The organism is Nocardia jiangsuensis, from assembly GCF_042650385.1.
Classification (GTDB): Bacteria; Actinomycetota; Actinomycetes; order Mycobacteriales; family Mycobacteriaceae; genus Nocardia; species Nocardia jiangsuensis.
This window is the reverse complement of record NZ_JBHSAX010000017.1, coordinates 566,971-585,863: the sequence shown is the minus strand read 5'-3', so window position 1 is coordinate 585,863 and position 18,893 is coordinate 566,971. Positions and strand designations below refer to the sequence as shown.

Sequence of the window (18,893 nt, the reverse complement as noted above, 5' to 3'; positions counted from 1 at the left end):
CCGGTCGCCGACTACGCTTGGCGATCATGCCCACTTCCCGCCGCATCGCCATCGCCATCGCCATCGCCATCGCCGTCGCCGCGTGCACGGCGGCCTGCGGCACCGACGATTCCGGCACGGCCGCCCCGGCGAGCACCACCTCCGCCGCGGCGGGCGTGCCGACCTCACAGCAGGCCACCGAGCCGAGCACGATCACCGTGCGGGTGGACGAGATGGCCTTCTCCCCCGCCGAGCTCGAGGTCCGGGTCGGCGATACCGTCACCTGGGAATTCGCCGACAGCGCGGCGCACTCGGTGCAGGGCATCGGCGACCGGGCGATGGGCATCAACAGCCCGATCCTGAACGAGGGCTCCTGGAGCTACACCTTCATCGCACCGGGCAACTACCGCTACCTGTGCTCGCTGCACCCGGAGATGCGCGGCGCCGTCGTCGTGCAGTAGGGGGCGGGCGATGGCCCGCCCCGCTCACTCGACCGTCACCGATTTGGCCAGGTTCCGCGGCTTGTCCACGTCGTACCCGCGGGCCTGCGCCACCTCGGCGGCGAAGATCTGCAGCGGCACGGTGGAGAGCAGCGGCTGGAACAGCGTCGGCGCAGTCGGGATCTCGATGAGGTCGTCGGCGAACGGCCGCACCGTGTCGTCGCCCTCCTCCGCGATCACGATGGTCCGCGCACCGCGGGCCTGGATCTCCCGAATATTGCTGAGCAGCTTGGAGTGCAGCACCGCGCGCCCCTTCGGCGACGGCATGACCACGATGACCGGCAGCCCCTGCTCGATCAGCGCGATCGGGCCGTGCTTGAGCTCACCGGCGGCGAACCCCTCCGCGTGCATGTACGCGAGCTCCTTGAGCTTGAGCGCGCCCTCCAGCGCCACCGGGTACCCGACGTGCCTGCCGAGAAAGAGCACCGTCGGCACCTGCGCCAGCTCGCGCGCGATGGCCCGCACCTGCGGCGCCGTCTCCAGGACCCGGGAGACCAGCTTCGGCATCGCCTCCAGCTCGGCGAACTCGCGCGCCACCTCGTCGGGGTACTTGGTGCCGCGCGCCTGCGCGATCGCCAGCCCCACCAGGTAGTTCGCCGTCACCTGCGCGAGGAACGCCTTGGTGGAGGCGACGCCGATCTCCGGCCCCGCCCTGGTGTAGAGCACCGCGTCGGACTCGCGCGGGATCTGCGCGCCGTTGGTGTTGCAGATCGCGAGCACCCGCGCCTTCTGCTCCTTGGCGTGCCGCACCGCCTCCAGCGTGTCCGCGGTCTCACCGGACTGCGAGATGGCGACGACCAGGGTGGAGCGGTCGAGCACCGGGTCGCGGTAGCGGAACTCGCTGGCCAGCTCGACCTCGACCGGCAGCCGGGTCCAGTGCTCGATGGCGTACTTGGCCAGCAGCCCGGAGTGGTAGGCGCTGCCGCAGGCCACCACGAAGACCTTGTCGAAGTCGCGCAGCTCCTGGTCGGCCAGGCGCTGCTCGTCCAGCACGATCCGGCCGCCGGACTCGTCCTGGGTGAAGTGCCCGATGAGCGTGTCGGCCACCGCGACCGGCTGCTCCTCGATCTCCTTGAGCATGAAGTAGTCGTGGCCACCCTTCTCCGCGGCGGCCAGATCCCAGTCGATGGTGAAGGGGCGGGTGCGGTGGCCCGCGTCGACGCCGTCGAAGTCGGTGACCCGGTAGCTGTCGGCGGTGATCACGACGGCCTGGTCCTGGCCGAGCTCGACCGCTTCCCTGGTGTGCTCGATGAACGCGGTGACATCCGAGGCGAGGAACATCTCGCCCTTGCCGACGCCGACCACCAGCGGGGTCGAGCGGCGCGCCGCGATGATCGTGCCCGGGTGGTCGGCGTGCGTGAAGACCAGCGTGAAGGCGCCCTCCAGGCGCCGGACCACGGCCAGCGCGCTCGCCACGAAGTCGCCCGCGGTGGGGCCATCGGCGTAGGCCGCGGCCACCAGGTGCACCGCGACCTCGGTGTCGGTGTCGCTGCTCAGCTCGGTACCGGAGTCCTCCAGCTCGCGGCGGAGCGGCGCGAAGTTCTCGATGATGCCGTTGTGCACCACCGCGACCGTTCCGGTGCCGTCCCGGTGCGGGTGCGCGTTGCGATCGGTGGGCGCGCCGTGCGTCGCCCAGCGGGTGTGCCCCATGCCGGTCGTGCCCGCGAACCGGCTCGCACCGGCCTCGGCCAGCTCGGCCTCCAGATTGGCGAGCCTGCCCGCCTTGCGCTCCACCGAAATCGCGCCCGCGCCGTCCAGAATCGCGACGCCCGCCGAGTCGTACCCGCGATATTCCATGCGGCGCAACGCGTCGACGACGACGCCGAGCGCATCCCGGTACCCGACGTACCCCACGATTCCGCACATGGCTCCCCACAGTACTTATCGGCTACCGTTCACGTCGTGTCGGCGTCTGTGAAATCACTCGTGACCACCCTGACCAGCCGCGGCCCGCACCGGGTGCTCCGCGGGAACCTCGCGGTGGCCGGGCTGCCCGGCGTCGTCTTCACCCCCGAGAGCGGCACCAACCTGCCCGCCGTCGCCTTCGGGCACGCCTGGCTGACCAAGGTGGGGAACTACCGCGAGCTGCTGCAGCACCTCGCCTCCTGGGGCATCGTCGCCGCCGCGCCGGACACCGAGCGCGGCCCGATCCCCTCGCACCTCGGGCTCGCCACCGACCTGCTGACCACGCTGGACATCTGCACCGGCGTCCGGCTCGGCAACGGCTCGATCAGCGTGCACCCGGAAAAGCTGGCACTCGCCGGGCACGGCATGGGCGCGGGCGCCGCCGCCATCGCCGCCGCGCAGCGCCGGGTGGCCGCGTACGTCGCGCTCTTCCCCGCCCCCACCGCGCCCGCCGCCGAGGAGCTCGCGCCGGACCTGGACATCCCCGCCTTCGTGCTCGGCGGCGAGGTGGACGCCAAGTCGGTGAGCTCCGACACGCTGCCGCTGGCCAGGGCGTGGGGCGGGCCGCTGGTGCTACGCACCCTGGAGGGCGCCTCGCACAACGGCCTCATCGAGGGGCGGCGCTCGCTCGCCGCCTTCGGCATCGGCAAGTTCGAGGCGAAGAACGCGCGGGCGACCCGAGCGTTGCTCACCGGGTACCTGCTGCACAGCCTGCTCGGCGACAAGACCTACGCCGCGTTCGCGGACCCCGAGGCGGAGATTCCGCGGACCATCGCCGTCGACCCGCACGCGCCGGTCGAGCCGGACGCGGGCAGGGGGAAGATCGGGCTGCGTCAGATCAGCCAGCTGGTGCGCCGGTAGTACTCGCCCTCCTCGTCGTCCTGGTCGCTCGGCCGGGCGACGCTCTGCGCCCTGCGCGCGGCGATGGAGCGCGCGATCGCATCGCGGCGCTCCTGCAGTTCCTCCCGGCGGCGCTGCTCCTCGTTCGGCTCGATCACCGGCAGGGGTGCGGTGCCCGCCTCGGCATCGTCCGGGCCGGGGGCGCGCCAGAGCGGGCGGGTGTTCTCGTCCGGGTCCGGAGCGGCATGCCTGCCCCCGGTCGCCGGCGCGGCCATCGGCGCAAGGCTCGGATCCGGCTCGCCGCGCGTCCGAGCGGTAGCGGCCGCGGTGCCTGCGGAAGCGGGGCTCGGGTCCTCGGGTGTCAGCCACCCCCGGTCGCTGCGCGAGCTCACAGCTCCCTGTGGCGCAGGGCCCGAGTCCGAGTGCTCGGGTATCGGCCACCCGGGTTCGCCTGGCGTGAGCGCCATGTCCGGCCGGCCCTCCTGCTGCGCTGGTCCGGGCTCCTGCCGGGGGTCGGCGGGTGGGCGCTGGCGCTGGATGGCCTCGATGGCGCGGGCGGAGCGGGTCGCGAGGTCGGTGGCGATGGCGGCGGTTCGGGCGTTGGCGGTGGTCAGTTCGTCGATGACGGCGGCGGAGCGGCGGGTGGATTCGGCGGCTATGCGGTCGAGGTCGGCTTCGAGGGTCACGGGGATTCACCTTCCTTCGCCGGTGCGCCCGGTTCGTCTCGGGTCGGGTCGTCGGGGGTGGGGTCGGCGGATGCGTCGACGCGGCGGTCGATGGGACCGGCGCAGCGCAGGGCCGGGCGGTGGCCTGCGCCGCCGCGCAGGGAGGCGGACCAGCGGTGGGTGCCGGTCGGGCGGCGGTTCACAGGGGGCCTGCTTCAGAGAGTCTGGCACCGCTGTCCGGGGCCGGGGCCGGTGGTTCGGCCGGTGTGCTGTCCGGGAATTCCCGGGGGCGGTGTTCGCCGTCCTCCTCCCGGCGCGGGGTGGCCGGTATCCCGGTGCCGGGGTTGTTCGACGGGGCCGGATCGGCGGGAGCGGGATTCGTCGGCGCGACCCCGCCCGGTGCCGGAGCCGCCGTACCGGGATCACCCGGAGCCGGGGTCGGCGGGCCCAGGTCACCTGGAGCGGAGGCATCGGGCGCCGGATTCGCCGGAGCGGGGGGTGCCGGAGCGGCGTCGGCTGGTCGTTGCGGCGCCGGGCCGCTCGCGTCCGGAGCCGGGGCGCCGGTGGCGTCGTCCGGCGCGGGCCCGGGCCGCGGATCGTCGCCGGGGGCCGCCTCACCCGCGGGCTCGATCTTCTCGCCGGTCTCCGGGTCGACCTGGACCAGCACGGGGTGGCCGTTCTCGTCGGTCTCCAGCCGGTATTCGGCACTCGATCCGCCCGGTTCGGTGAGGGTGAGCGAGAGCTGCCCGTCGGCGCCGAGCGCCACCTCCGCCTGCTGCTCGCCGAGCGGGAAGCCGGCGAGCACCCGGTCGTCGGGCCGGCCGTCGCCATCCGCGTCGACCGGCTCGAATGCCTGCTGGACACGTTCCAGGGCGTCGTCGATGCCCGCGGTGACCGAGTCGGTCAGGGCGCTGAGGCCGGTGCCGAGGGATTGCGCCACGCTCTGCGCGATGGGTGTCAGGGTCTGCGCCGCCGAGTTCAGCGTGCTGAGCCCCTCCAGAGCCGTGGTGAGGGGTGATGTGGTCGAGGGCGTGCTCGTCGTCGGCGACGGTGACGGTGACGTGGTCGGCGTACTCGTCGTCGGCGACTCCGTAGTCGGCGAAGTCGTCGTGGACGGCGTCGAGGTCGTCGTGGGCGAGGTCGTCGTGGGCGAGGTCGTCGTGGGCGAAGCTGTGGGCGGCGTCGTGGTCGCTGCCGGCGACGTCGCAGAAGGCGCTGTGGCAGAAGGCGATACCTCGGACGGCGTGGTACCCGACGGCGTCGGCGCGACGGGCGTGGTCGACGCGGGCGTGGTGCCGATCGGCTCGGTACTCACCGGCGCCGTGCCCGAGGGCAGCTCACCCGGCGTCTCGGACGCCGAATCCCCCGGCCGCGGATACCCCTCCCCCGACAACCCCCCGAACTTCCCCACAACCCCCTCGTACACCCGCCGAACCCCGTCATCGACAACCGTGCAGAGCTCGCCGAACTTCTGAACCTTCCGCTCGTAATCCGGCACGAACAGCTCGTCCAACCAACCCCGGCACCGCTCCGCGATGACATCCTGATACGGCGACCACGGACTCTGCACGGCCCCGCCCCCGTACACGAACTCCTCCCAGACCCCGAGCCGCAGATCCGGGAACAGCGCCTGCGCCCGGCTCGCCGCGGAACCGGCGCTCAGCGTGTGCGTCCACCCGAACCCATCGGCCCCGTCGATGATGAGATCGACATCCTCCGGCGTCTTCCCGTCGATCTTCAGCTCGGTGCCGTGCTCCAGGATCTGCGGCACGATCTCGGCCTTGCCGCGCACCGCCGCACGCAGCGCCTCCGGCAGCCGGTCGAATTCGGCGGAGATCCCCGCGAGCGCGGCGATATCCACCTCGGCGACCGCGAGTTGCCGGTTCAGCAGCGAGATCTCGGCGGTCGCCGCGGCCCCCTGCCAGACCCCGGCGATCGCGCGCGTGCTGTCGCCCTGCGCCTGGTATTGCTCGCGCAGTGCGCCGAGTACCCCGCGCAGTGTGTCGGCGGTGGCGCGAATCCGCTCCTCGGACACCCCGTTCTGCTCGGAGAAGCGGCGGTGCAGGGTGGCGTAGTCGCCGTTCTCCGGCACCGTTTTCGCCCAGCGCTGGTAGCGCGGGCCGAAGTGCTCGAAGTAGAGCAGGCTCTGCGACCCCAGCTCCAGCAGCTGGGCGACGGTGGCCCCGGACGGCACGGTGAAGGTCATGTCACCGCTCGCCGGACTCGGGGCGGTCGGCCGCGCTCTGCCGGTTCACCGCGACCAGAATCGACTCGGCGGCGGCCGCCGTCGCGCCGGACCAGCCGGCGATCCGCTCCCCCAGCGCCGCCAGCCCGGCCCGGACGGCCGCCCCCTCCGCCGGATAGTTCGCGCCGACCTCCCCCGGCCCGACGGGATGGTCGGAGACGGCCTGCACGAGGCTCCCCACCGCACTCGCCGACCCCTGCAGTTCGTTCGCCAGACGCTTCAGTTCGCCGGTGCTCACCCCGACGATCTCGCTGCTCATCGCTGCGCCCCCTCCGCTCCTGCTCGCCCGATGGATGTGCGGCGGCCCCGCACCCGGCCCGGAACCGCCTTACCCTCCTTCGACGCGGCCGGGGTGCTCGCGGTTCCGCCGGATCGCGGCTCAGCCGAGCCTGCCCCGATCCGTGCGCACCCACTCCGAGGTGCCGTCCGGGTGGTGGTGGAATTCCCAGGCGGCGTAGTCGCCGTCCTTCTCCACCACGGTCAGGTGGTCGGCGAGGCCGTCGCGGTCGGCGTCGGTCCAGACCCGGAGGCCGTGCTCGTCGGATTCGGTGATCGAGTCGAGTGCGCCGTCGCCGTCGATGTCCTGGGTGGGGTGCACCAGCCCCACCTCGCCGAGGTCGTGCAGCGGCGAGGCGGCATCCACGTCGGGGAGGTCCATCCCGGGGAACTCGGCCGAATTGACCACGGCTCCTCCTGCAAGGCCGATCGGCGGGTGTGGCCCTCCATCCTGTCACCCGCCGACCCGGAGCGCATGCTCAGTACTTCGGCATCAGCAGCCACAGCGCCGCGTACACCAGGAACTGCGGACCGGGCAGCAGGCAGGACAGCACGAACGCGATGCGCACGACGGTCGGGTTCCAGCCGAAGTAGCGGGCGATGCCGCCGCAGACCCCGGCGACGACCTGGTTGTCGGCGGTGCGGGTGAAGCGGCGGGTCGGTGTGGTGGTCATGGTGATCTCCTCCTCGTGACGACTTCCACTCTCCGCGAGCCGGGTTCGCGCCGCATCGGTCGCGGTACCCATATCGACCCCCATTCCGCCCGGCCCGGTCTCGGGGTCGGACCCGGACACGGCAGACTCGTGGGGGTGAGCACCACCCTGCACGCCCGCGGTCTCGCGGCCGGACACGCCGAACGCACCCTCTTCGAGGATCTCGATCTCACGCTGGCCGACGGCGACGTGATCGGCCTGGTCGGGGTGAACGGGGCGGGCAAGTCGACGCTGCTGCGGCTGCTGGCGGGCGCGCCGGCGGCCGGCATCACGCTGAGCCCGCCGGACGCGACCGTCGGGCACCTCGCCCAGGAGCCGGAGCGGGTGCCCGGCGAGACCGTGCTCGATTTCCTGGCCAGGCGCACCGGGGTTGCCGAGGCGCAGCGCGCGATGGACGCCGCCGCCGAGCGGCTCGCCGACGGTGGCGCCGACGACTACACCCCCGCCCTGGAGCGCTGGCTCGCGCTCGGCGGCGCCGACCTGGAGCAGCGCGCCGCGGAGATCTCCGCCGAACTCGGGCTGGACAGCAACCTGCCGCGGGGCGTCGAGACCCCGATGACGGCGCTCTCCGGCGGCCAGGCCGCCCGCGCCGGGCTGGCCTCGGTGCTGCTCTCCCGCTACGACGTGCTGCTGCTGGACGAGCCGACCAACGACCTCGACCTGGACGGCCTGGCCCGGCTGGAGCGCTTCGTGCTCGGCATCCGGGTGCCGATGATGGTGGTCAGCCACGATCGGGAGTTCCTGGCGCGCACCGTGAACGGCATTCTGGAGCTGGATCTGGCGCAGCAGCAGGTCGACTACTACGACGGCGGCTACGAGTCGTACCTGGCCGAGCGGGCCGTCGCGCGCAGGCACGCGCGCGAGGCGTACGAGGAGTTCGCCGATACGAAGTCCGGGCTGGAGGCGCGCGCGCAGATGCAGCGCAACTGGCTGGAGCACGGGGTGCGCAACGCGCGGCGCAAGGGCAAGCAGGACTCGGACAAGGCCGGGCGCAAGATGCGCGCCGAGTCCACCGAGAAGCAGGCGGCCAAGGCCCGCCAGACGCAGCGCCGGATCGAGCGGCTGGACGTGGTCGAGGAGCCGCGCAAGGAGTGGGAGCTGCGCATGGAGATCGCCGCTGCCCCGCGCAGCGGCTCGGTGGTCGGCACGCTCTCCGCGGCGGTGGTGCGGCGCGGCGGCTTCACCCTCGGCCCGATCAGCACCCAGCTGAACTGGGCCGACCGGGTCGTGCTCACCGGCGAGAACGGCGCGGGCAAGTCCACGCTGCTCGGGCTGCTGCTCGGCCGGATCGAGCCGGACAGCGGCAGCGCGAGCACCGGCTCCGGCGTGCTGGTGGGCGAGGTGGACCAGGCGCGCGGGCTGTTCCGGGCCGACGCCCCCCTGGCCGAGACCTTCGGCGCCGCGGTACCGGAGCTGCCCGAGGCCGAGGTGCGGACCCTGCTCGCCAAATTCGGGCTGCGCGGCCCGCACGTGCTGCGCCCCTGTGCCACGCTCTCCCCCGGCGAGCGGACGCGGGCGGCACTGGCACTGCTCCAGGCCCGCGGGGTGAACCTGCTGGTCCTGGACGAGCCGACCAACCACCTCGACCTGCCAGCCATCGAGCAGCTGGAGCAGGCGGTCGACTCCTTCGACGGCACGCTGCTGCTGGTCACGCACGATCGGCGGATGCTCGATTCGGTGCGCGCCACCCGCCGCTGGCACCTGGCCGGCGGCAGGCTCACGGAGGAGTGACCGTTGATCGCCACGCTCGGCCTCGACACCAGGGTCACGCTGCTGATCACCGGGTTGATCTTTCTGGCGGCGCTGCTGCTCGGGGTCTGGAAGTACCGCGGCATGCGGAGCTCCCCGGACGGCGCCGCGCACCCGTACGTCGACATCGCGCACCGTGCGGCGCTGCTCTACGCCTTCGCCGGGCTGCTGCTCGCGGTCTTCACCGAGCTGAGCGCCTGGCCGACCGCGGTGAACCTCGCCGCCGACCTGGTGGTGCTCGCCTTCTTCGTCGGCGCGATCGCCAGCTATGTGCTGCACGGGTGGCGCCGCGACACCACCAACCAGTACCGCGGCGACATCCCGGTCGCGCTGAAGCTCGCGACCGTGCTGCTGATCGTCGCGGAGGTCGGCGGCTTCCTCGTGCTCTTCACCGGCTTCCTGCGCGCCTGGCAGCTCGGCTAGAACGAGCCGACCAGGCGGGCCAGATCGTCGGCGAGCTGACGCGCCCTGGCCGGGTCGGTGGCCTCGACCATCACCCGGACCAGCTCCTCGGTTCCGCTGGGGCGCAGCAGCACCCGGCCGCTGTCGCCGAGCGAGCGCTCCGCCTCGGCCACCGCCTCGCGCACCGCGGGCGCCGCGGCCACCAGCGACTTGTCGCTCACCGGGACGTTCACCAGCACCTGCGGCACCGTGCTGAGCACGCTCGCCAGCTCGGCCATGCTCCGCCCGGTCGCGGCCATCCGCGCCATCAGGTGCAGCCCGGTGAGCACGCCGTCGCCGGTGGTGCCGTGCGCGGGCAGGATGACGTGGCCGGACTGCTCGCCGCCGAGGCTGAACCCGCCGCGGCGCAGCTCCTCCAGCACGTAGCGGTCGCCGACGCCGGTGGTGCGCAGCGCGATCCCGGCCTCGCGCATGGCGATGTGCAGCCCGAGGTTGCTCATGACCGTCGCCACCAGGGTGTCATCGGCCAGCTCGCCGCGCTCCCGCATGGCGATCGCGAGCACCGCGAGGATGGCGTCACCGTCGACGACGGCGCCGGTGGCGTCGACCGCGAGGCAGCGGTCGGCGTCGCCGTCGAGCGCGAGGCCGAGGTCGGCGCCGTACTCCAGCACCGCCGCCTGCACCGGGCCGAGGTGGGTGGAGCCGCAGCCGTCGTTGATGTTCAGCCCGTCCGGCTCGGCGTTGATCGCGATCACGGTCGCGCCCGCCGCCCGGTAGACCGCGGGGGCCACCTCGGAGGCGGCGCCGTTGGCGCAGTCCACCACGACGGTGAGCCCGGCGAGGTCCTCGCCGGTGGTGGCGACCAGGTGCTCGACGTAGCGCTCGTGCGTCCCGGCCAGCGAGTACTTCGCCGGCACGTCCGGCCCGGCGGCTGCGGAGGCGCTGCGCACCCGGCCGAGGCCGGCGCCGGTCGGCCGCTGCGGAGTGTCCGCCCTGATCAGGGCCTCGATCCGGTCCTCGATCGCGTCGTCGAGCTTGTGCCCGCCCGCCGCGAAGATCTTGATGCCGTTGTCCGGCATGGGGTTGTGCGAGGCCGAGATCATCACGCCGAGGCAGGCGTCGTAGAGCCCGGTCAGGTAGGCGACGGCAGGCGTCGGCAGCACGCCGACCGAGAGCACGTCGACCCCGGCCGCGGTGAGCCCGGCGGTGACCGCCGCCTCCAGCATCTCGCCGCTCGCCCTCGGGTCGCGGCCGATCACCGCGAGCGGGCGGGCCTTGCCCCTGCCGAGCACCTCGGCGGCCGCCCCGGCCACCCGGAGTGCGAGTTCCGGGCCGAGCGAGCCGTTGGCGAGCCCGCGAATGCCGTCGGTGCCGAACAAACGTCCCATTTATACGTCCTCGAGAAAGTTCCGCGTACACCACGAGAGCAGGCCACCGGCGGCGCCGGTGGCCTGCTCTCGGACGATCGAGTAGATCAGCGCTTCGAGTACTGAGGCGCCTTGCGGGCCTTCTTCAGGCCGTACTTCTTGCGCTCGGTGGCGCGCGGGTCACGGGTAAGGAAGCCGGCCCGCTTGAGCGCGGGGCGGTCGTCCGGGGTGACCTCGATCAGGGCCCTGGCGATGGCGAGGCGCAGCGCGCCCGCCTGGCCGGAGGGGCCGCCGCCGACGAGCCGGGCGAAGATGTCGAACGACTCGGTGCGCTCGACGGTGACCAGCGGGGACTTCACCAGCTGCTGGTGCACCTTGTTCGGGAAGTAGTCCTCGATGGTGCGGCCGTTCAGCACGAAGTTGCCGGAGCCGGGCACCAGGCGGACGCGGACGACGGCCTCCTTGCGGCGGCCGACGGTCTGCACCGGGCGGTCGATCAGCACCGGGGCGTAGTCCTCGTCGGACTCGGCCTCGTAGCCGTAGTCCTCGGTCACGACCTCGGCGTTCGGATCCTCCGAGGTGTACTCGGTGAGCTCGACCTCGACCTCGTCGGGGTTCAGCGCGTCGTTTTCGGGAGCGGTCACTGGGCCACCTGCTTGATCTCGAACGGGACGGGCTGCTGCGCGGCGTGCGGATGGGTCGGGCCCGCGTACACCTTGAGCTTGCCCGCGATCGCGTTGCCCAGCTTGTTCTTGGGGATCATCCCCTTGATCGCCTTCTCCACGACCCGGTCGGGGCGGGTCTCCATGACCTGACCGACAGAGCGCGACTTGAGGCCGCCCGGGTGGCCGGAGTGGTGGTGGATCAGCTTGTCCTGCCGCTTGTTCCCGCTGAGCGAGATCTTGTCGGCATTGATGATGATGACGAAGTCGCCACCATCGACGTTCGGCGCGTAGGTCGGCTTGTTCTTGCCCCGAAGCAGCGTCGCTGCCTGCACGGCAAGGCGTCCGAGCACTACGTCCGTGGCGTCGATGACGTACCACGTGCGGGTAACGTCACCCGCCTTCGGGCTGTACGTAGGCACAGTGCATCCCTGTCTGTCGTCGGTGTTGCCGGCCCAGCGCGTGGTCGAGGGTTTCCGGCGGCCGGTGGAGACCCGGGCCTCGAGCGCATCCGGGAGAACCCGGATGTCCACACGCCAATCGGCCACGATACCAGCCGCCGGTTCGGCGACCGAATCGGCTCAGATGGCGATCGGCGGGCCCGGGTCGCGGGCCCCGGGCGGGCCGGGGATGAGGTAGCGCAGGGTGTCCACGCCGGGCACGGCGCAGTCCGGCTCCCCGGCCGCGGTGTCGCGGCCGGTCCGGAACCACAGCTCGGCGCGGGCCGAGGCGATGCCCTCGCGGTGCCCGTCGGCGATCCGCGGGGTCACGGCGCAGGAGACCGGCTCCCCGAACCCGGCGGGCAGCACCGGGGCTCCCGGTGCCCGCACGGCGGCCGAGCCGCCGGTGCCCGACCCCGCGAACCCGGCCCCTGGCAGCGCCGGTTCACCCGCCGCGGCCGGGGCCGCGAGCGCTGGAACCGGCTCGGCCGCGGTGACCTGCCCGTCGCCGGGCAGCGCCACCACCGCGAGCGCCATCGCCCCCGCGACGGCGGGGGCACCGAAGAAGTTGTCCCGCATCCGGTTCCACAGCCCGCCCTTGCCGGAGCCGGCAGGCGGCTCGGGCTCGTCCCGCTGCACCGAGCTGCTCCAGGCCGCGGCCTCCGGCTGCTCCACCCCGGCGCCCTGCTCGCCGGCGGACCGTTCGGCGTGCCTGCCGCCCTGCTCCGGCTCGCCCGCGTCGCCCTCGGCGACCAGCAGGTGCGCGGCGCCGAGGACGAGCGCGTGGATCGGGTGGTCGGCGACCCGGAAGCGCTGCCCGAGGTGGTTGCGGAAGGCGAAGCGCAGCGGCTCGTTGTCGTAGACATTGCCCGCGAGCAGGATGGTCGAGGTGTCCGCGCCGATCGAGCGGGCCGCGGCCATCACCTCGATCACCACGTCGTCGGCGGCGCGCGCCTCGCGCAGCGCGGCCGGGTCGAAGTGCACGTCCACCGATTCGGTCGGCTGCTCGTCGTCACCGTGCACCGCGACGACGAGCACGGTCCGGCCGTCGCAGTAGACGCCGGTGGCGCCGATCCCGTTCGGGTCCCGCTCGTCCGGCGGGCTCACCAGGTTCAGCGCGCGCACGTAGCCGGAGAGCGCGACGCTCTCCGGCAGCGGCTCCACCTCGACGTCGAGCTGCTCGACCAGTTCGGCGTAGAGCTCGACCTTCTCCTCCGGCCAGTCGTCCGGGTACGGCATGGCGACCACGTCCGGTTTGCCGCGCAGGTAGCTGCCGATCGAGGCGAGCGGGTTGTAGAGCCGCGCCCGGAACACCATCTCGGCCGGCCAGGTGGCGCCGGCCACCACGATCTGCGGGTGGCCGAGGATGTCGCGTACGTCGGCGATGGCCATGCCCAGATCCGGGCGCAGCCGGTCGACGCCCGCGGTGTGCAGCCTGCCCGACGAGTCCGCCAGCAGGTAGGCGGGCGTCGAGTACGTACCCTCCACTTTCACCGGGCGGATCGGTGTCTCCCCGCCGCCAGCGGCGACGGACACCACATCCCAGCCGAGATGTACCGCCCCAACTCGCACCGTCACAGGCATAAGTGTGCCTGGTGCCCGCAAGCCCCGCTCGGCGCCGTCATGCCGACGACTTCTTCAACCGCAGCCTGCGCTGGGTGACCAGCGCGAGCACCAGCGTGAGCAGCAGCACCATGCCGATGTTCAGCGCCCAGATGCCGGGTTCGTGGTTCCACAGCCCGTCCGGCTGGGCGCTGAGGAAGATCGAGCGGATGTCGACCGTCGACGCGCCCGCCGCGTACCCCCAGCGGGACGGGAAGAGCCAGGAGACCTGCTCCAGCACCACCCGGTCGGTCACCGGGATGAGCCCGCCCGCCATCACCAGCTGGGCCATGACCGCGACCACCAGCATCGGCATGACCTGCTCGCTGGACTTGGCGAAGCTCGACATCAGCAGCCCGAACACCACGCAGCAGACCGCGGTCACCGCGATGTCGATGTACAGCTCGGCGCTGCCCGAGGCGAGCACCGCCCCCTCGCCCGGCGCCTTCTTGCCCGCCAGCGTGATGCCGACCAGCACCGCCGACTGCAGGAAGGCGGTGATGCTGAAGACCGCGATCTTGGCCCACAGGTACGAGCCGGGCAGCAGCCCGACCGCACGCTCGCGCTGGAAGATGGTGCGTTCGCCGACCAGGTCGCGAATGGTGAGCGTCGACCCCATGAAGCAGGCGCCGAGGATCAGCACCACCAGCAGCTGCTGCGCCTCGGCACCGCCGGACGGGATCAGCGAGCCGTCCGGCGCCTGGGTGAGCCCGCCCCTGGTGAAGCCGTTCTTGCCGGGCACGACCAGGGAGAGCCCGCCGAGGATGAACGGGAGCACCACCAGGAAGGTCAGGTAGCCGCGGTCGGCGAAGATCAGCCGGAGCTGCCGCCGCGCCACGGTGGAGAACTGCTTGACGCTGCTCGACTTGGGCGGGCTGCCCGCCGAGCCGTAGGGCGGCGGCGGTGGCGGTGGCGGCACGAACGCCTGCCGCGAGCGGTAGGCGGCGAAGGCCTGGTCCGGATCGGCGGCGACCTTGCCGAAGATCTCGGCCCAGTCGCTGGTGCCGAGCGCGGCCCCGACCCCGGCCGGGTGCCCGCAGAAGGCGGTCTTGCCGCCCGGCGCGAGCAGCAGCACCTGGTCGCACATGTCGAGGCAGGCCACCGAGTGGGTGACGACGATCACCACGCGGCCCGCGTCGGCGAGTTCGCGCAGCATGGTCATGACCTGGCGGTCGAGCGCCGGGTCGAGCCCGGAGGTCGGCTCGTCCAGGATCAGCAGCGAGGGGCCGGTGAGCAGCTCCAGCGCCACCGAGGCGCGCTTGCGCTGGCCGCCGGAGAGCCGGTCGACCCTGGTGTCGGCGTGCTCGGTCAGCCAGAGCGCGCCGAGCACGCCGTCGATCACCTGCTGCCGGTCGGCCTTGGTGGTGTCGGACGGCAGCCGGAGCTCGGCGGCGTAGCCGAGCGCCTGCCGCACGGTGAGCTGCCGGTGCAGCACGTCGTCCTGCGGCACCATGCCGATCCGGGAGCGCAGCGCCTCGTACTCCGCGTGCAGGTTGCGGCCCTCGAAGGTGACAACGCCGCCGGAGGGCCTGGTACTGCCCGCGATCAGCTTGGAGAGCGTGGACTTGCCCGCACCGGACGGCCCGATCAGCGCGGTCAGCGTGCCGCTGCCCGCCTGCAGGTTCACATCGACGAGCAGCTGCTTGTTGTTCTCCACCGTGAAGCCGACGCCGTGCACGTGCAGCCCCTGCTCGGCCACCGGCTTCTGCCGGTGCACCAGCGCGCCCTGCTGGACCTCGAAGTCGATGTTGCCGATGGTGACGACGTCGCGCTCGCGCAGCACCGCGCGCTGCTGCCTGCCGCCGTTGACGAAGGTGCCGTTCGAGGAGCCGAGGTCCTCGATGGTCAGCCCCTCGGAGGCGGAGATCAGCCGCGCGTGCCTGCGCGAGGCCAGCGGGTCGTTGACCACGATCTGGTTGTCCGAGGTGCGGCCGATGGTCAGCCCGCCGGGGGGAAGCCGGTCCGCGCGCGCGATCGGCGCGGTGGACGGCCGGGCCCGGACCGGCGGCAGCGAGGAGGAATCCGCCCGCGTCGTCATATTCACGTTGATCTGCGGCTGGGCCGCCGACGGCTGCTGGAACGGCCCCGATTGCGGCGGCTGCTGGAAGGCCCCCGACTGCGGCGGCTGCTGCTGGAACGGGCCCGACTGCGGCCGCTGCTGCGGGGGCTGCTGCTGCGGGAACGGCGGGCGCTGCTGCGGTTGCTGCGGCCACTGCGGCCCGGACTGCGGCCGCGCCACCGGGGTGGCACCGGTCTGCCTGGGCGCACCGGCCGGGATGAGGTGCAGCAGCGGCCCGCTGATCGCGTCGCCGAGCCGGACCTGGGTGGCCCGGTCGATCGGGACCGGCCTGCTCAACCGCCGCGCGTCCACGAAAACACCGTTGGTGCTGCCGTTGTCGGCGAGCACCCAGGAACCGCCCTGCCAGGTCAGCGTCGCGTGTACCCGGGAGACCAGCGGGCTGTCCACGAACAGCGTGACTTCCGGCGCCCGGCCAAGGGTGACCTTGTGGCTCGGTTCGAAAACGCGTTCGGTTCCCTCATGGCGCACGGTGATGGACTGCGCCCCCGGTGAAGACATGCAGCGGATACTATGCCATCACCCGGACAGCGGAAGGGCCCCCGACGCGCCTTTTGTCCCGATCCGGTGACCGACCGCGGGGAACTCAGAACGGCCGACCGAGGGGGGATCCTGCCTTGCCGAATCGTCGAGCGACCACCGCCGCCGTGGCCGCCCTGTGTTTCGTGCTGCTGCTCGCCGGATGCACCCGCATGGTCGACGGCCGGGCCGTCTCCATCTATGACGACCCGTTCAAGGTCGCCGGGCTGCCGACCACCAGCGGGCCGAGCGGGCCCCGCCCCGGCGCCCCCGCCACCGACCTCACCGCCACCGGCAGCGACGGCGGCGAGATCGACCGGCTCGCGCTGAACGCCGTCGACGACATCCAGTCCTACTGGCGGCAGGTCTACCGCACCGAGTTCGACGGCGAGTTCCAGCCGGTCGAGAAGCTGCTCTCCTGGAGCGCGAAGGCGCCGCGCAATTCGGCGCCGGAGTTCTGCGAGGACACCACCTACCGCCTGGTGAACGCCGCCTACTGCCGGCTGGACAACTCCATCGGCTGGGATCGGGAGGTGCTGCTGCCGACCATGTCCGAGACCTTCGGGCAGATGTCGGTGGTCATGGTGCTGGCGCACGAGTACGGCCACGCCATCCAGAACATGGCCAAGATCGTCACCGGCCGGGATCCGGTGATCGTCAAGGAGCAGCAGGCCGACTGCTTCGCCGGCGCCTTCATGCGGCACGTGGCCGAGGGCAAGTCGAAGCACTTCACCATCAACACCTCCGACGGGCTGAACTCGGTGCTCGCCGCCACCGTCGCCATCCGCGACTCCGACCCCGACGATCCGGAGAGCGTGCACGGCTCCGCCTTCGAGCGGGTGACCGCGGTGCAGATCGGCTTCACCGACGGCCCGCGCGCCTGCCGCGGCATCGACGAGGAGGAGATCAACCAGCGCCGCGGCGACCTGCCGACCAGCTTCCAGGGCCAGACCGGTGAATTCGACATCACCAAGGAATCGCTGATCGAGCTGAGCAAGGCGCTGGCCGCGATCCTCCCGCTCGACGACCGGCCGCGCTACAACTACGGCGGCGCGCAGATCGAGTGCAGCGACGGGGCCACCACCGAGCCGGTCTCCTACTGCCCGACCAGCAACCTGATCGCCACCGACATCCCCAAGCTCTCCGAGCGCGGCGCCGTCGGCGACCTGGACGACCCGCTTCCACTCAAGGTGACCGGCGACTACAACGGCTACGTCGTCTTCATCTCCCGCTACGCGCTCGCGGTGCAGCACAGCAACGACCAGGACCTGGTCGGCGCCAAGACCGGGCTGCGCGCGGCCTGCCTCTCCGGCGTGGTCACCGGCAAGCTCGCGGAATCCGGGCGCCCTGCCGACCAGGGCGATATCCGGCTCGCCGCAGGCGACCTGGACGAGGCCGTCTCCGGCCTGCTCACCGACGGTCTCGCCGCCAGCGATGTCGAGGGCAAGACGGTGCCGAGCGGGTTCGCCCGGGTCGACGCCTTCCGAGCCGGAGTACTCGGCGGCGAGAGCACCTGCCTGGCCAGATACAGCTGAATCGTTCGGCCCGGGGGCCCGGGAGACTCAGCCGCCGAAGGGGGGTGGCGCGGCGGGTTCGAAGCGGAGCACTCGGTTGCCGATCATGACCTCGGCGCCCGGGACCAGCAGCATGGGCTGGTGGGGGGCCAGGCGGAGCCAGTCGCGGTAGCCGGGCATGCGGGTGCGGGTTCCGTTGGTGGAGCCCAGGTCGAGGACGGCGACGTCCCAGTTGAGCAGGCGGATCTCGGCGTGTGCGCGGGACATGCCGCCCGAGGTGTCCTCCACCTGGAGCGGCACCATCCCGCGGCTCACCGACTCCGAGTGGTCCGGATCGCGGCCGATCACCGCGTCGGCGGCGAGCAGGTAGGTCAGGCCGTCGTCGAGCAGCAGGAGGCCGAGCGGCGGGCGGATCACCTCGATCAGCGGCTGGGTCTGGTCCACCGGCATGCCGCAGACGGTGCAGAAGGCCGAGCGCGGGTCGGTGGGGTGCGCCCGCGCGCACTTGAACCCCATGACCTTGGCATTGAGCGGGGCGGCCCGCGCGGTCGCCTCCAACCGGCGCTGCAGGTCGGGGTCCGGGGGCGGCGCCGGGTCGGTGCCGTGCTGGGTGGGCGCGCGGTGCGGGTCCGGCGGCAGGGTGGCGGCGGGGCGGGCGGTCGCAGGCAGCGCATCGGTGGCCTCGACCTGGTCGAGCAGCGCGGTGGCGGCGGCCTCGGTCTCGTCCCGCTCGGCGGGGCGCGGCGGCTCGGTCTGCCCCCGGCGCGGGGCGCGTTCGATCCGCGCGGTCGGGATGGGCGGCGGCTCCGCCCTGCGGTGCGCGCCGCTCGGCTCCGGCAGCGGGAGGCTCCCGGCGCGCGCGGCGTCCGACCACAGGATCGCTCCGCCGCCCTGCGCGATCCCCTCGACCAGCCAGCCGATGCCGCGCTCCGCGGGCAGCTCGGGGATCCGGCCGTCCCGGTCGTCGACGAAGAGCGCGACCGCGCGAGCGGGCACCGGCGCCACCCGGTCCACCGTGAACGCGGCATCGCTGCCGCGCAGCTGCTCGGTGCCGTTCGCGCCGGCGAGCACCGCGGTGACCGCGCCGTGCAGGAACACCGCGACCCCGCCGTTCTCGCCCACCGAGAGGATCCCGAAGTCGACCGGCTGCCCCGGGCTGATCTGCTCGGCGTGCTTCATGAGCCAGCGGGTGGCCTCGCGGGCGATCGTCGCGCCGGCCCCGCCCTCCCGCTCGAAGGCCGCCCTGACCAATTCGGCCAGCGACTCCACCGCGGCCGCGGTCGGCGAATCCGGCACCGGCCGGGTCGGGCCGCGATGCCGGACCACGACGACCGCCCCCGCGACCCTGGCGACGGCGTGCTGCCCGGCGACGACCTCGACCTGGCGATCCCTCACCGGGACCGGCCCCGGCGGCGGTGGCCACATTCACAGCACAGGC

17 protein-coding genes are annotated in these 18,893 nt (G+C 72.8%); 5 read left to right on the top strand and 12 right to left on the bottom strand.

Translation table 11 applies throughout. The features are described from left to right. The first annotated feature begins 26 nt into the window (after window positions 1-26). Complete coding sequence (locus ACFO0B_RS21755) at window positions 27-440, top strand: cupredoxin domain-containing protein (RefSeq protein WP_378614374.1); 414 nt, start codon at window positions 27-29, stop codon at window positions 438-440. A 24-nt stretch (window positions 441-464) separates the two neighbouring features. Here ACFO0B_RS21755 and glmS read toward each other — a convergent pair whose 3' ends face one another. Then, window positions 465-2,345, bottom strand: a complete 1,881-nt coding sequence (glmS, locus tag ACFO0B_RS21750) for a glutamine--fructose-6-phosphate transaminase (isomerizing) (protein ID WP_378614373.1) — start codon at window positions 2,343-2,345, stop codon at window positions 465-467. A gap of 36 nt (window positions 2,346-2,381) precedes the next feature. Between glmS and ACFO0B_RS21745 the strand changes: the two genes are divergently transcribed. Then, window positions 2,382-3,245 (top strand): hypothetical protein, encoded by an 864-nt coding sequence (locus ACFO0B_RS21745; protein ID WP_378614372.1) that lies wholly within the window; start codon window positions 2,382-2,384, stop codon window positions 3,243-3,245. On the opposite strand, the gene ACFO0B_RS21740 is transcribed toward ACFO0B_RS21745, so the two are convergent. The 5 genes from ACFO0B_RS21740 to ACFO0B_RS21720 all read right to left on the bottom strand — a co-directional run bounded on the left by ACFO0B_RS21740 (window position 3,218) and on the right by ACFO0B_RS21720 (window position 7,084). Beyond that, window positions 3,218-3,910, bottom strand: a complete 693-nt coding sequence (locus ACFO0B_RS21740; RefSeq protein WP_378614371.1) for a hypothetical protein — start codon at window positions 3,908-3,910, stop codon at window positions 3,218-3,220. The genes ACFO0B_RS21745 and ACFO0B_RS21740 overlap by 28 nt on opposite strands. A 178-nt stretch (window positions 3,911-4,088) precedes the next feature. Then, the gene (locus ACFO0B_RS21735) at window positions 4,089-6,095 is read right to left on the bottom strand and encodes a hypothetical protein (RefSeq protein WP_378614369.1); all 2,007 of its coding nucleotides are present in this window, start codon (window positions 6,093-6,095) and stop codon (window positions 4,089-4,091) included. Window position 6,096: 1 nt separating this feature from the next. Beyond that, window positions 6,097-6,393, bottom strand: coding sequence for a hypothetical protein (locus tag ACFO0B_RS21730; RefSeq protein WP_378614367.1), 297 nt, complete (start codon window positions 6,391-6,393; stop codon window positions 6,097-6,099). Between the two features lie 120 nt (window positions 6,394-6,513). Further along, on the bottom strand, window positions 6,514-6,819 hold the full coding sequence (locus tag ACFO0B_RS21725; RefSeq protein WP_378614366.1) for a DUF6802 family protein: 306 nt from the start codon (window positions 6,817-6,819) through the stop codon (window positions 6,514-6,516). 70 nt (window positions 6,820-6,889) lie between these two features. Continuing rightward, window positions 6,890-7,084 carry a PspC domain-containing protein gene (locus tag ACFO0B_RS21720; RefSeq protein ID WP_378614365.1) on the bottom strand — a complete coding sequence of 65 codons (195 nt, stop codon included), beginning with the start codon at window positions 7,082-7,084 and terminating at the stop codon, window positions 6,890-6,892. Window positions 7,085-7,219: 135 nt separating this feature from the next. On the opposite strand from ACFO0B_RS21720, the gene ACFO0B_RS21715 reads away from it, so the two are divergent. Further along, on the top strand, window positions 7,220-8,854 hold the full coding sequence (locus tag ACFO0B_RS21715) for an ABC-F family ATP-binding cassette domain-containing protein (protein WP_378614363.1): 1,635 nt from the start codon (window positions 7,220-7,222) through the stop codon (window positions 8,852-8,854). A 3-nt stretch (window positions 8,855-8,857) separates the two neighbouring features. Then, window positions 8,858-9,295: a hypothetical protein gene (locus ACFO0B_RS21710; protein ID WP_378614362.1), complete on the top strand. Its 438-nt coding sequence runs from the start codon at window positions 8,858-8,860 to the stop codon at window positions 9,293-9,295. Here the strand turns inward: ACFO0B_RS21710 and glmM are convergent. The 5 genes from glmM to ACFO0B_RS21685 all read right to left on the bottom strand — a co-directional run bounded on the left by glmM (window position 9,292) and on the right by ACFO0B_RS21685 (window position 15,923). Continuing rightward, on the bottom strand, window positions 9,292-10,662 hold the full coding sequence (glmM, locus tag ACFO0B_RS21705) for a phosphoglucosamine mutase (RefSeq protein WP_378614360.1): 1,371 nt from the start codon (window positions 10,660-10,662) through the stop codon (window positions 9,292-9,294). The two genes, ACFO0B_RS21710 and glmM, sit on opposite strands and share 4 nt — an antisense overlap. Before the next feature lie 86 nt (window positions 10,663-10,748). Then, window positions 10,749-11,285, bottom strand: a complete 537-nt coding sequence (gene rpsI / locus ACFO0B_RS21700) for a 30S ribosomal protein S9 (protein ID WP_378614359.1) — start codon at window positions 11,283-11,285, stop codon at window positions 10,749-10,751. Then, window positions 11,282-11,725: a 50S ribosomal protein L13 gene (gene rplM / locus ACFO0B_RS21695; protein WP_378614579.1), complete on the bottom strand. Its 444-nt coding sequence runs from the start codon at window positions 11,723-11,725 to the stop codon at window positions 11,282-11,284. Before rplM ends, rpsI begins: the two co-directional genes overlap by 4 nt. Window positions 11,726-11,884: 159 nt before the next feature. Next, window positions 11,885-13,327: a hypothetical protein gene (locus ACFO0B_RS21690; RefSeq protein ID WP_378614358.1), complete on the bottom strand. Its 1,443-nt coding sequence runs from the start codon at window positions 13,325-13,327 to the stop codon at window positions 11,885-11,887. Between the two features lie 37 nt (window positions 13,328-13,364). After that, on the bottom strand, window positions 13,365-15,923 hold the full coding sequence (locus tag ACFO0B_RS21685; protein ID WP_378614357.1) for an FHA domain-containing protein: 2,559 nt from the start codon (window positions 15,921-15,923) through the stop codon (window positions 13,365-13,367). A gap of 116 nt (window positions 15,924-16,039) precedes the next feature. Here ACFO0B_RS21685 and ACFO0B_RS21680 point away from each other — a divergent pair, with 116 nt between their 5' ends. Continuing rightward, window positions 16,040-17,476 carry a metallopeptidase gene (locus ACFO0B_RS21680; RefSeq protein WP_378614356.1) on the top strand — a complete coding sequence of 479 codons (1,437 nt, stop codon included), beginning with the start codon at window positions 16,040-16,042 and terminating at the stop codon, window positions 17,474-17,476. Window positions 17,477-17,503: 27 nt separating this feature from the next. Here the strand turns inward: ACFO0B_RS21680 and ACFO0B_RS21675 are convergent, their stop codons facing one another. Beyond that, complete coding sequence (locus ACFO0B_RS21675; protein ID WP_378614355.1) at window positions 17,504-18,850, bottom strand: FHA domain-containing protein; 1,347 nt, start codon at window positions 18,848-18,850, stop codon at window positions 17,504-17,506. Between the last annotated feature and the right edge of the window lie 43 nt (window positions 18,851-18,893).

Bases quoted from the DNA above. Each gene is read 5' to 3' on its own strand.
- ACFO0B_RS21755 (WP_378614374.1), top strand. From the start codon at position 27: ATGCCCACTTCCCGCCGCATCGCCATCGCCATCGCCATCGCCATCGCC.
- glmS (WP_378614373.1), bottom strand. From the start codon at position 2,345: ATGTGCGGAATCGTGGGGTACGTCGGGTACCGGGATGCGCTCGGCGTC.
- ACFO0B_RS21735 (WP_378614369.1), bottom strand. From the start codon at position 6,095: ATGACCTTCACCGTGCCGTCCGGGGCCACCGTCGCCCAGCTGCTGGAG.
- ACFO0B_RS21730 (WP_378614367.1), bottom strand. From the start codon at position 6,393: ATGAGCAGCGAGATCGTCGGGGTGAGCACCGGCGAACTGAAGCGTCTG.
- ACFO0B_RS21720 (WP_378614365.1), bottom strand. From the start codon at position 7,084: ATGACCACCACACCGACCCGCCGCTTCACCCGCACCGCCGACAACCAG.
- glmM (WP_378614360.1), bottom strand. From the start codon at position 10,662: ATGGGACGTTTGTTCGGCACCGACGGCATTCGCGGGCTCGCCAACGGC.
- ACFO0B_RS21690 (WP_378614358.1), bottom strand. From the start codon at position 13,327: ATGCCTGTGACGGTGCGAGTTGGGGCGGTACATCTCGGCTGGGATGTG.
- ACFO0B_RS21685 (WP_378614357.1), bottom strand. From the start codon at position 15,923: ATGTCTTCACCGGGGGCGCAGTCCATCACCGTGCGCCATGAGGGAACC.